The following is a 12001-nucleotide window of genomic DNA, read 5'->3' on the forward strand; positions in this document are numbered from 1 at the left end:
CTTCACGGCCTTCTTCAGGAGCGAGCCAATGGACGCGCAAACCCTTCGAGCCACTGCCTTCAGGGCCCTGCATGAACGTGCCGGAGCCTTCGTCATTCCCAACCCCTGGGATGCCGGTTCGGCGAAGATGCTCGCCAGCCTCGGCTTCGAGGCCCTGGCCACCACCAGCGCCGGCTATGCCTTTTCCCTGGGGCGCCCGGATGCCGAAGGTGCACTCAGCCTGGAGGACACGCTGGACAACGTGCGCAGCATCGTCGGCGCCAGCAGCCTGCCGGTGGCGGCGGACCTGGAAAACGGGTTTTCCGACAGCCCCGAAGGCTGTGCCCAGGCGCTGCTTCTTGCGGCGGCCAGCGGTGTGGTCGGTGCTTCGATCGAGGACGCCACGGGCCATGCCGAGCAGCCGATCTACGATTTCCAGTTGGCGGTGGAACGCATCGAGGCCTGCGTGGCGGCCGTTCGCAGCCTGCCCTTTCCCTTTACCCTGACCGCCCGGGCGGAAAACCTGCTGCACGGGCGTGATGATCTGGCAGACACCATTCGCCGCTTGCAGGCTTTTGCCGAGGCCGGTGCCGATGTGCTCTATGCCCCGGCCCTGGGCAGTGCCGAGGATATCCAGCAGGTGGTGCGAGCGGTGGCGCCCAAGCCAGTGAACGTGCTGATGTCGGGAAGCCTCAACCTCAGCGTGGCGCAACTGGCGGAGCTGGGCGTCAAGCGCATCAGTGTCGGTTCGGCCCTGGCGCGGGCCGCTTACGGAGCCTTCTACCGGGCTGCGCTAGATATCCATAGCCACGGGCGTTTCGATTTTGCCGACCGGGCGATGCCGTTCGGGCAGATCAATCAAATGTTCAAGCAGCCGTGAAACGGGAGTGTCTGTGCGGGTAGTGAAAGTCCTGGGCGCCTTGTTGTTGCTGGGCGCCCTGTTGTTGATCGGTGTTCGCCTGGGCTGGTTGCCCGTCGCGGACAGTTGGAATCCCTGGGCGCCGCTGGACGTGCGGGCCAAGCCCAACCTGTTGACCCGTTTCAAGCTGGCGCGGCTGCGGGATGACCCGCAACTGTGCGACCAGGTGCTGGCGGGCTCGGGTTTGCGTACCAGCCGCCAGCTCGACAGCCGCAGGGACGTCGCTTGCCCATTGAGCAATACCCTGCGTGTACAGGGTGGCGACGTGGCCCTGAGCAGCAGCTTTCTTGCCAGTTGCCCGCTGGCGGTGGCCTTTGCCCTGTATGAGCGCCACGGCCTGCAGTCGGCCGCGCAGGCGGTGTACGGCCAGCGGGTGGCGCGAGTCGATCACCTGGGCAGTTTCGCCTGCCGCAACATGTACAGCCGCGAGAGCGGTGCCCGCAGCCAGCATGCCAGTGCCAATGCCCTGGACATCGCCGGCTTTCGCCTGGGGGATGGGCGCAGCATCAGCGTGCTCCGGGATTGGCCCAAGGACAGCAATGAAGGCCGGTTTCTGCGCCTGGCCCGGGATGGCGCCTGTGATGCGTTCAACGTGGTGCTGGGGCCGGACTACAACAATGCCCATCGCAACCACTTTCATCTGGATGTAGGGCCTTGGTGGGTGTGTCGCTGAGGCTGGGCTCAGGCGGCGATGCGCAGGTTCTGCAGGATCAGTGGGCGGGCCCAGCCGATATCGAAGTCCATCGCCCGCTGTTGCTCGATGAGTTCCTGAGGCGGGAACGGCTCGGCGGGTTTGTCCAGCAGGTCCAGTTCGAATTCGGCGATCGGCAGGTGCAGTGGGCGGGGCTCCGGCGCAGGGCCTGGAGCAGGAATCGGCTGGCCGGCGTTGAGCACGATCGGGCGTACCCAGCCACTTTCGAAATCCTGCTGGCGCTGCTGGGCCACGATCTCTTCTGGCGGGAAGGGCGGGGCGGGTTTATCCAGCAGGTCCATTTCAAACTCGGCGATAGGCAGGAACAGCGGCTCCGGCGGGCGGACCTCGGTGTCTTGCACGTCGCAATGACGCTGGTTGACGATCTGCGCCAGCACATCGCTGCCGCCAGCCGGTTCAACCGGGCCATCGATGGCCACCGCCGGTACCGATTCAACGCTCGCACCTTCACCCCGTTGCTCGGCCAGGGCCTGGGCAAAGAAGTCCTGCCACAGATGGCTGACGCCGCTCAGTGCCTGGGAGTTGCGCAGGCCATAGTCGCCGTGGGGCGAGATATAACCTATCGATGTGCGTTGAATGTCTGACATTGCTCTCGGTCGACGCTTGAGCTCTGGCAAAATGGCCGATAGTCCTGTTATCGGCAGTTTTTGCCGATCATTAATTTTTTGAGTGTGTTTTCAGATGAATGAGCAACCCGCAGCCTGCCGCATCAAAGTCGAGGCCCTGGGCGCCGGATTCGCCCCAGCGGCCGAGCAATGGGCCGAGCGCCTGGGGCTGGCGCTGCAGGTCGATGAGGCCGAGTTCGCCTTGCAAGTGGGGGAGCAGGGCCTGCAGTTGCAGCAATTGGGGCCGGACGCGCCCGGGCCGGTACGGGTGGATTTCGTCGAGGGTGGTGCAGCCCATCGGCGGCTGTACGGCGGCGGCAGCGGGCAGATGATCGCCAAGGCGGTGGGCGTGGCCCAGGGCGTGCGACCACGGGTGCTGGATGCCACGGCCGGTCTGGGCAAGGACGGCTTCGTGCTGGCGACCCTGGGTTGCGAGATGAGCCTGATCGAGCGCCAGCCATTGATTGGTGCGCTATTGGAAGACGGCCTGGCCCGCGCTGCGCAGGACGCCGAGGTAGGGCCTATCGTGGCCCGCATGCACCTGCTCAAGGGCAATTCCATCGAGCTGATGCGCAACTGGCAGGGTGAACCGCCCCAGGTGATCTACCTCGACCCGATGTTTCCCCATCGGGAGAAAAGTGCCCTGGTGAAGAAGGAAATGCGCTTGTTCCGGCCACTGGTGGGCGATGACAACGACGCCCCGGCCCTGCTCGCCGCAGCCCTGGCCCTGGCCAGCCACCGGGTGGTGGTCAAGCGTCCGCGCAAGGCGCCGTGCATCGAAGGGCCCAAGCCCAGCCATGGGCTGGAGGGCAAATCCAGCCGCTACGACATCTACCCGAAGAAGGCCCTCAAGGCCTGAGCCCCCCTGTAGCAGCCGGCTTGCCGGCGAAGGCGGTCTTCAGTCCGCTTCGCTGGCAAGCCCGCTCCTACATCAGCCAGCTCCTGCACCTGCCGGTTTCTACGGCCGGTAGGCGCGGATGAACAGCGCCACCACTTCCTGCACATGCTCCTCTGCGGCGGCGCCCCTCAAGGGTTCGCCGCAGCCGTAGAGCAGGCGGAAATTCGCCCCGCCCTTGAGCATGCAGAAAAAGTGCTCGGCGGCGTTGCGCGGCTTGTCGATGCGCAGGGTGCCCAACTGATTGATCTTCGCCAGCAGCCGCTCCATGCCCAGCAGCACCCGTTCGGGACCGGCCTCGATGAAGATCTGCGAGAGCTTGGGGTCCTGGCTGCCCAGCGTCATGATCAGGCGGTGCAGGTTCACCGACTCGTCGCTGTTGATCAGATGGTGAAAGCCCCGGGCGATGTTCAGCAGGACATTCTCCACCGGCGTGTCGGGAGTCAGTTCGTAGATCAGCGTGGGCAGCTGTTCTTCGCACTTGGCCACCACAGCGGCGGTGAACAAGGTCTCCTTGTCATTGAAATGGCTGTAGACCGTGAGCTTTGAAACCCCGGCCTCAGCGGCGACCGCATCCATGCTGGTACTGGCGTAGCCATTGCTCAAGAACAGGACTTTGGCTGCTTCGAGAATGGCCTGGCGCTTGGCCAGATCCTTGGGCCTGCCTGGCCCAACGTTTGCGGAAATATTGTCGGACATTTTTTCGCTGTTAATACTGGACTGGTGAGTTTGCTATTAATAACATACCGGCCAGTATAAATATTCCAAGCACCATTAGCGAAAGGTCGCCGCCATGTTCCGCTATGCCTTGCCAGTCAGCCTGGCTTTTTTTCTGTCTGCTTGTGGGCACGAAGAGCCCGTTCAAATTGGCATCCGGCCGGCCATGGTGGTCCAGCCAGAGCCTTCGGCAAGAGCTTCGGACAGCTACCCGGGCGAGGTGCGCGCCCGCTACGAGCCGGACCTGGCATTTCGTATCGGCGGCAAGGTCAGCCGACGGCTGGTGGAGGAGGGCGAGCGGGTCAAGGCCAACCAGCCCCTGGCGGAGCTCGACCCGCAGGACGTGCGCCTGCAACTTGAAGCCACCCGGGCCCAGGTCACTGCAGCCAGCGCCAACCTCAACCTGGTGCGCGCCGAGCGTGATCGCTACAAGACCCTGCTGGAGCGGCAGATGGTCAGCCATTCCCAATACGACAACGCCGAGAACCTCTACCGTTCCGGCGAAGCGCGCCTGAAGCAGATCAAGGCCGAGTTCGATGTGGCCAACAACCAGGCCGGCTACGCGGTGCTGCGCGCGCCGCAGGACGGCGTGGTGGCCAAGCGTGCGGTGGAAGTGGGGCAGGTGGTGGCGGCCGGGCAGACGGTCTTCACCCTGGCCACCGATGGCGAGCGTGAGGTGCTGATCAGCTTCCCCGAGCAGAACTACGGCCGCTTCAAGGTCGGCCAGCCGGTATCGGTGGAGCTCTGGACCCAGCCGGGCCAGCGTTTCGACGGGCGCATCCGCGAGCTGTCGCCTGCTGCCGATCCCAAGTCCCGGACCTTCGCCGCGCGTATTGCCTTCACTGCCGGCAAGGTTCCCGCCGAGCTGGGCCAGAGTGCCCGGGTGTTCATCCAGAGCGGCGATGCGGTGCCGCTGTCGGTGCCGCTGTCGGCGTTGTCCGCGGAAGGCGGGGCGACTTATGTCTGGCGGGTGGATGCCAACAATACCCTGCACAAGACCCCGGTGCGGGTCGGCGCCTTCGGCGAGAAGAGCGTGCCGGTGCTGGAAGGGCTGAGCGCCAGCGATTGGGTGGTGGCCGCGGGGGTGCATGTGCTCCATGAGGGCTTGCAGGTGCGCCCGGTGGATCGCTCCAACCGCGTGGTCAATCTGGCGGCCAAGGAGTAATCCCCGATGGGTTTCAACCTTTCCGCCTGGGCGTTGCGCAATCGCCAGATCGTTCTGTTCCTGATGCTGCTGCTGGCCATTGTCGGTGCGCTGTCCTACACCAAGTTGGGGCAGAGCGAGGATCCGCCTTTCACCTTCAAGGCCATGGTGATCCGCACCAACTGGCCCGGGGCCACGGCCCAGGAAGTCTCGCGCCAGGTCACCGAGCGCATTGAAAAGAAGCTGATGGAGACTGGCGAGTACGACCGCATCGTGTCCTTCTCGCGGCCGGGGGAGTCCCAGGTGACCTTCATCGCCCGGGACTCGATGCACTCCAACGAGGTTCCCGAGCTGTGGTACCAGGTACGCAAGAAGATCAGCGATATCCGGCAGACCCTGCCGCCCGGTATCCAGGGGCCGTTCTTCAACGATGAGTTCGGCACCACCTTCGGCAATATCTATGCGTTGACCGGGCAGGGCTTCGACTACGCGGTACTCAAGGACTACGCCGACCGCATCCAGATCCAGCTGCAACGGGTCAAGGACGTGGGCAAGGTCGACCTGCTGGGCCTGCAGGACGAGAAAATCTGGATCGAGCTGTCCAACGTCAAGCTGGCGACCCTGGGCCTGCCCCTGGCGGCGGTGCAACAGGCCCTGGAAGAACAGAACGCAGTGTCCACCGCTGGGTTCTTCGAGACCCCGAGCGAGCGGGTGCAACTGCGGGTGTCGGGCAATTTCCAGACCGTGGAGCAGATCCGCAATTTCCCGATCCGCGTCGCCGGTCGTACCTTCCGCATCGGTGATGTGGCGGACGTGCGTCGTGGTTTCAACGATCCACCCGCGCCGCGCATGCGCTTCATGGGTGAAGACGCCATCGGCCTGGCTGTGGCGATGAAGGAGGGGGGTGACATCCTGGTGCTGGGCAAGGCCCTGGAAGGCGAGTTCTCGCGCCTGCAGAAAAGCCTGCCGGCGGGGATGGAACTGCGCAAGGTGTCCGACCAGCCGGCGGCGGTGAAGACTGGGGTGGGCGAGTTCGTCCGGGTGCTGGCCGAGGCCCTGATCATCGTGCTGCTGGTGAGTTTCTTCTCCCTGGGAGTGCGGACCGGGATGGTGGTGGCCCTGGCGATTCCCCTGGTGCTGGCGATGACCTTCGCCACCATGTACTACCTGGGGATCGGCCTGCACAAGATTTCCCTGGGAGCGCTGGTGCTGGCCCTGGGCTTGCTGGTGGACGACGCGATCATTGCGGTAGAGATGATGGCGATCAAGATGGAGCAGGGTTTCGACCGGATCAAGGCCGCCAGCTTCGCCTGGACCAGTACCGCCTTCCCCATGCTCACCGGCACCCTGATCACTGCGGCGGGCTTCCTGCCGATCGCCACGGCCCAGTCCGGCACGGGCGAATACACCCGTTCGATCTTCCAGGTGGTGACCATTGCCCTGGTGGCCTCGTGGATTGCAGCCGTGGTGTTCGTGCCGTACCTGGGGGAAAAACTGCTGCCGGACCTGGCGAAGATCCACGCCGCCAAGCACGGCGCCGAATCCAATCCCCACGGTACACCCTTCTACCAGCGGGTCCGGCGGGTAGTGGGCTGGTGCGTGGAGCGGCGCAAGACGGTGATCGTCCTGACCATCCTGCTGTTCGTCGGCTCGGTGATGCTGTTCCGTTTCGTTCCCCAGCAGTTCTTCCCGGCCTCGGGTCGCCTGGAACTGATGGTCGACCTGAAGCTGGCGGAAGGCGCGTCCCTGAGCAACACCGCCGATGAGGTCAAGCGCCTAGAAGCCCTGCTCAAGGAGCATGCGGGCATCGACAACTACGTGGCCTACGTGGGCACCGGTTCGCCGCGGTTCTACCTGCCGCTGGACCAGCAACTGCCCGCCACCAGCTTTGCCCAGTTCGTGGTGCTGGCCAAGAGCATCGAGGAGCGTGAAGAGCTGCGCGGCTGGTTGATCGAAACCCTCAACGAGCAGTTCCCGGCGCTGCGCTCGCGGGTCACGCGCCTGGAGAACGGGCCGCCCGTGGGCTACCCGGTGCAGTTCCGGGTCACCGGCGAGCACATCGAGGAAGTCCGCGCCCTGGCGCGCAAGGTAGCGGCCAAGGTGCGAGAGAACCCCCATGTGGTCAACGTGCACCTGGATTGGGAAGAGCCCAGCAAGGTGGTCTACCTGAACATTGACCAGGACCGGGCCCGGGCCTTGGGAGTGAGCACCGCCAACCTGTCGAAATTCCTCCAGAGTTCGCTGATCGGTTCCACCGTCAGCCAGTACCGGGAAGACAACGAGCTGATCGAGATCCTGCTGCGGGGCACCCGCGAGGAACGCACCGAACTGTCGTTGCTGCCGAGCCTGGCGGTGCCTACCGAGAATGGCCAGAGCGTGTCCCTGTCCCAGGTGGCGACCCTGGAGTACGGCTTCGAGGAAGGGGTGATCTGGCACCGCAACCGCCTGCCCAACGTCACCGTGCGCGCCGACATCTACGGCAAGGAGCAGCCGGCGACCCTGGTGCAGCAGATCCTGCCGACCCTGGAGCCGGTTCGCGCCGAGCTGCCCGATGGTTACCTGCTGGAAGTGGGTGGCACGGTCGAGGACTCGACCCGGGGCCAGAACTCGGTGAAGGCCGGCGTGCCGCTGTTCATCGTGGTGGTGCTGACCTTGCTGATGATCCAGCTGCGCAGTTTCTCGCGCACGGCCATGGTGTTCCTCACGGCGCCCCTGGGATTGATCGGGGTCACCTTGTTCCTGCTGGTGTTCCGCCAGCCCTTCGGCTTCGTGGCCATGCTCGGCACCATTGCCCTGTCGGGGATGATCATGCGCAACTCGGTGATCCTGGTGGACCAGATCGAGCAGGACATCAAGGCGGGGCACAAGCCCTGGGATGCGATCATCGAAGCCACGGTGCGGCGTTTCCGGCCCATCGTGCTGACCGCCCTGGCGGCAGTGCTGGCGATGATCCCGCTGTCGCGCAGTGTGTTCTTCGGGCCGATGGCAGTGGCCATCATGGGTGGGCTGATCGTGGCGACGGCGCTGACCCTGTTGTTCCTGCCGGCGCTGTATGCGGCCTGGTTCAGGGTCAAGAAAACCTAGGAACCGGTATGCGGGAATACATCCTGTAGGAGCCGGCTTGCCGGCGAAGAGGCCCTTGGGGCAGGCGCTTGTCCTGGCGACATCTTCGCCGGCAAGCTGGCTCCTACAGGTAGCGGGGAGGCTTACAGGGTGCCGAAGACTTTCTTGGCCAGGCTGGTGGCGGCTGCCGCCGGGTTCTGGCGAATGGTTTCTTCCTGCTTGCCGATCATTTCGAACAGGCCATTGAGGGCTTGTTCGGTCACGTAACTCTCGATGTTTGCGCTCTTGGCATCCAGCACGCCGAGCGTCGCAGCCTGGCCGGCGAAGGAGTTGTACTGCTTGGCCAGGCCGACCTGGTCAGTGGCCTGCTTGACGATCGGCAGGAACTTGGCGCGGATCTGCTCGCGGCTGCTCTTGTCCAGGTATTGGGTGGCGGAGTCCTTGCCGCCGGCAAGAATGCCCTTGGCGTCAGCCACGGTCATCTTCTTCACGGCATCCACCAACAGGGCCTGGGCTTGCGGCACAGCGGCCTCGGCAGCCTTGTTCATGCTGGTTTCAAGCTGATCGACCTGGTCGCCCATGCCGAACTGTTTCATTTTTTTCGCGACCTTGCCCAGGTTGCCCGGCAGCTCGATGCGCACCTCGGGGTTGTTGCTGAAACCACCTGGGGTGCCCAGCTGTTTGACGGCGATCTGCGCACCCTGGGTCAGGGCATCTTTCAGGCCACCGCTGGCGTCACCCTGGGACAGGTCGCTCAGGGACAGGGCCAGGGCGCTGGCGGAGATCAACAGGCCAGCGCACAGGCTGGTGAAACGAAGCGAAGTACGGAGCATGGCGGCTTCCTTGTGCAATAAGAATTAACGAACAGCGTCGACCCGCAGCTTCAAGGGCTGCGGGTCGCTGCCGTCGAGTTTAACGGCGTTGTTTTCGGTGGTGATGAAGACCAGCTGGCCAGCCACTTCAATCCGCGCGCTGACCGAATAGCGGTGGCCGGGCTTGACCTGGGCCGGGTCGTAGCTGAGGTGAAAGGGCAGCGGCACCTGGCCCTTGACCGGACCGCTCTGCTCGGCCAGGACCACGGCAGGGGCGTCGGCCAGTGACACGTCCTGCAGGCTCACGCTCAGGGTGGCGGCCGGAGGCAGGGCGATGCGCTGCAAGTAGAAGACTTCGCCGTCGAGGCTGGCCTTGGCAGCGGGATTCATGGACTGGCAAGCGCCGAGCAGCGCGGTGGCGGCCAGCAGGCTGAGCTTTTTCATCGCGGATCTCCGTATCGAGGGCGCCGCAGCTGCTCCCGGCGCCCGTAAGAATCTAGTCGTTTTGCGCAGGTGCCGCGAGCTGGTCGGCGGCGTCTTCGCTGCGGTGCAGGGCGACCTGGCGGATCGACAGGCGAATTTCTGCCGGCAGCACGCGCTTGGCGGCACCTTCGGCCAGTTCCCCCAGCGCTTCGTGGTAGCTCAGCTTGCCGGCTTCGTCGCGGCGCAGCACACCCTGGTCCAGCAGGGTCTGGATAAAGTGGCGGAACAGGCTCTTGTCGAAGAACTCCGGGGCATTGAGGCCATGCAGGATCGACAGGCGCTGGGCCATGACCGTGCACAGGTCTTCCAGCTCCTCGGCGCTGATGCTGTTCTGGCCGCTGTTGAGCAACAGGGAAATAGCCATGTAGAAGCGTTGCAGGGTCTGGGCAATGCTCTTGGACAGCAGGGTCAGCAGGACGAAATGCCGTGAGCTCGGGGCCGGACGCTGGTACAGGTCCTTCTCGAAGCGCAGCAGGCCCTGTTCGACAAAGGCCTCCAGCCACTGGTCCACCACCGCGTCCAGCTCATCCAGCGGCCAGCGGATGAACAGCTCCGATTGCAGGTAGGGATAAAGCGCGCGGGTATAACGCAGGATCTGTTCGCGGCTCATGCGCGACGAGCTCTGGAAGAAGCTCGCCAGCAACGCCGGCAGGGCGAAGATGTGCAGCACGTTGTTGCGGTAGTAGGTCATCAGGACGGCGTTCTGCTCGTCCAGGTAGAGGATCTTGCCCAGGGCGTCGCTCTGTTCGGCCAGCAGGTCCATGTCCTTGACGTGCTGGATCAGAGCCCGGCCGTCGCCTTCGGGCAAGGTGGTGTGGGGCGAGTAGGGCACGCGACGCAGTAGCGCCAGGTACAGGTCCAGGACCCGCGCCATGGCGCGGTCGTCCAGGGCCAGGCGGGTGGTGGAGAGCAGGGCCAGGGCCACCAGGTTCACCGGGTTGATCGCCGCGGCTTCGTTGAGGTGCTGGGCCACCCGCTCGCCGAGACGGTTGGTGGTTTCATTGAGCCAGGCCGGGCGGTACTGCGGGCCCAGCTCCTGGGTCCGCCAGTCCGGCTGTTCCTGGTCGAGGAATTCCGCCAGCTTGATCGGTTCGCCGAAGTTCACTGCCACCTGGCCGAAGCGCTGCTTGAGGGCGCCGATGACCTTGAAGATGTCGAAAATCGACTCTTTCTTCTTGCTCGCGCCGCGCAGCTCGCCCAGGTAGGTCCGGCCTTCCAGCACCCTTTCATAGCCGATGTACACCGGTACGAAGACGATGGGCATGCGCGAGGAGCGCAGGAAGCTGCGCAGGGTGATTGCCAGCATCCCGGTCTTGGGTTGCAGCATGCGCCCGGTGCGCGAACGGCCGCCCTCGACGAAGTACTCCACCGGGAAACCCTTGGTGAACAAGGTGTGCAGGTATTCGTTGAACACCGAGGTGTAGAGCGGGTTGCCCTTGAAGGTGCGGCGCATGAAGAAGGCCCCGCCGCGACGCAGCAGGCCGCCGATCACCGGCATGTTGAGGTTGATCCCGGCGGCGATGTGCGGCGGGGTCAGGCCGTTGCGAAACAGCAGGTAGGACAGCAGCAGGTAGTCGATATGGCTGCGGTGGCAGGGCACGTAGATCACTTCGTGGCCTTGGGCGATCTTCTGCACGCCTTCGAGGTGGTTGACCTTGATCCCGTCGTAGATCTTGTTCCAGAACCAGCTCAGCACCACTTCCAGGAAGCGGATCGCGGTGTAGGTGTAGTCCGAGGCGATCTCGTTGCCGTAGCGCAGGGCCTGGGCCTTGGCTTTTTCCGGGGAAATCTTTTCGCGCTCGGCCTCGTCGAGGATCGCCTGTTTCACCAGGGGCTGGTTGAGCAGGCCCTTGACCAGGTTGCGCCGGTGGGAAATGTCCGGGCCGATGACCGCAGCCTTGAGGTTGCGAAAGTGTACCCGCAGGATGCGCTGGGCCATGCGCACGGTGCGCTCGTGGCCCTTGTTGTGCTCGATCAGCTCGCGCAGGTTGATCGGTGCGGAGAACTGCACCCGGGTCTTGCGTCCCAGGATCATGATGCTCAGCAGCCGGCGCAGGCGCCCGGTGACCGCCCAGCTGTCGGCGAACAGCAGCTTCCACGGGCTCGACTCGCTGTCCGGCGACTGGCCCCAGAACACGCTGACCGGAATGATCTGTGCATCTTCGGCGGCATTCTGGGTCAGTGCGCTGACCAGCCGGGTCAGGGTCGGTGGCGCCCCGCGCTTGTCCTGGCGACCAAGCCAGTCGGGCTCCGGGGTCAGGTAGAAGAAGGCCGCCGGTTCCAGCAGGTTGCCCACCGACACCGGCAGTACCGGACGTGGCAGCCCAGCCTTGGTGCATTCGGTATCGACCACGGCGAGATCGGTCAGGGACGGGTTTTGCAGGACGTAGAACACCGGTCGGCTGCGGTCGAGGTCGAGGGTGAAGGACGACTGGTTGATGGTTTCCGAGCGGACCCAGAGGTACAGCAGTCGGCGCAAGGTGCCAAACACAAGACGGCGGATCGGGGAGCGGGTCATACGGCTTCTGCGTGAGTGAGTAGAAAACCGAGCAACTGCTCGGGGCCGGTAGTGTGCCGGATTCGCCGAAAATCGGCAAAAAAGCGCCGAAACAAGATTGAGTTGAGAGTTTTTACGCCTGTCATATACTCGGCCGACTCTCCCGCGGTCGTAT

The 12001-nt window shown here is 64.4% G+C and carries 10 protein-coding genes; 5 read left to right on the forward strand and 5 right to left on the reverse strand.

Annotation, left to right across the window (positions count from 1 at the left end):
- Positions 1-28: 28 nt before the first annotated feature.
- Both BM382_RS14120 and BM382_RS14125 read left to right on the forward strand, forming a co-directional pair.
- On the forward strand, positions 29-859 hold the full coding sequence (locus BM382_RS14120) for an isocitrate lyase/PEP mutase family protein (RefSeq protein ID WP_019093909.1): 831 nt from the start codon (positions 29-31) through the stop codon (positions 857-859).
- A 13-nt stretch (positions 860-872) separates the two neighbouring features.
- Positions 873-1571 (forward strand): extensin-like domain-containing protein, encoded by a 699-nt coding sequence (locus BM382_RS14125; RefSeq protein WP_011059501.1) that lies wholly within the window; start codon positions 873-875, stop codon positions 1569-1571.
- A gap of 8 nt (positions 1572-1579) precedes the next feature.
- Here BM382_RS14125 and BM382_RS14130 read toward each other — a convergent pair whose 3' ends face one another.
- On the reverse strand, positions 1580-2197 hold the full coding sequence (locus BM382_RS14130; RefSeq protein ID WP_015634318.1) for a hypothetical protein: 618 nt from the start codon (positions 2195-2197) through the stop codon (positions 1580-1582).
- A gap of 94 nt (positions 2198-2291) precedes the next feature.
- Here BM382_RS14130 and BM382_RS14135 point away from each other — a divergent pair, with 94 nt between their 5' ends.
- Positions 2292-3074, forward strand: a complete 783-nt coding sequence (locus BM382_RS14135) for a class I SAM-dependent methyltransferase (protein ID WP_011059503.1) — start codon at positions 2292-2294, stop codon at positions 3072-3074.
- Positions 3075-3173: 99 nt separating this feature from the next.
- Here the strand turns inward: BM382_RS14135 and BM382_RS14140 are convergent, their stop codons facing one another.
- Positions 3174-3809: a TetR/AcrR family transcriptional regulator gene (locus tag BM382_RS14140; protein ID WP_015634319.1), complete on the reverse strand. Its 636-nt coding sequence runs from the start codon at positions 3807-3809 to the stop codon at positions 3174-3176.
- A gap of 94 nt (positions 3810-3903) precedes the next feature.
- Here BM382_RS14140 and BM382_RS14145 point away from each other — a divergent pair, with 94 nt between their 5' ends.
- Both BM382_RS14145 and BM382_RS14150 read left to right on the forward strand, forming a co-directional pair.
- Positions 3904-4992: an efflux RND transporter periplasmic adaptor subunit gene (locus BM382_RS14145; protein WP_011059505.1), complete on the forward strand. Its 1089-nt coding sequence runs from the start codon at positions 3904-3906 to the stop codon at positions 4990-4992.
- A 6-nt stretch (positions 4993-4998) separates the two neighbouring features.
- Positions 4999-8055 carry an efflux RND transporter permease subunit gene (locus tag BM382_RS14150; protein WP_011059506.1) on the forward strand — a complete coding sequence of 1019 codons (3057 nt, stop codon included), beginning with the start codon at positions 4999-5001 and terminating at the stop codon, positions 8053-8055.
- Positions 8056-8177: 122 nt separating this feature from the next.
- Here the strand turns inward: BM382_RS14150 and BM382_RS14155 are convergent, their stop codons facing one another.
- The 3 genes from BM382_RS14155 to plsB are packed head-to-tail and all read right to left on the reverse strand — an operon-like array spanning position 8178 to position 11847.
- Positions 8178-8867, reverse strand: coding sequence for a DUF4197 domain-containing protein (locus tag BM382_RS14155; protein ID WP_011059507.1), 690 nt, complete (start codon positions 8865-8867; stop codon positions 8178-8180).
- Between the two features lie 24 nt (positions 8868-8891).
- Positions 8892-9290, reverse strand: a complete 399-nt coding sequence (locus tag BM382_RS14160) for a YbaY family lipoprotein (RefSeq protein ID WP_011059508.1) — start codon at positions 9288-9290, stop codon at positions 8892-8894.
- Positions 9291-9342: 52 nt separating this feature from the next.
- Complete coding sequence (gene plsB / locus BM382_RS14165; protein WP_011059509.1) at positions 9343-11847, reverse strand: glycerol-3-phosphate 1-O-acyltransferase PlsB; 2505 nt, start codon at positions 11845-11847, stop codon at positions 9343-9345.
- Between the last annotated feature and the right edge of the window lie 154 nt (positions 11848-12001).

The sequence above is a fragment of the Pseudomonas sp. NFPP25 genome, from assembly GCF_900116505.1.
Lineage (GTDB): Bacteria > Pseudomonadota > Gammaproteobacteria > Pseudomonadales > Pseudomonadaceae > Aquipseudomonas > Aquipseudomonas protegens.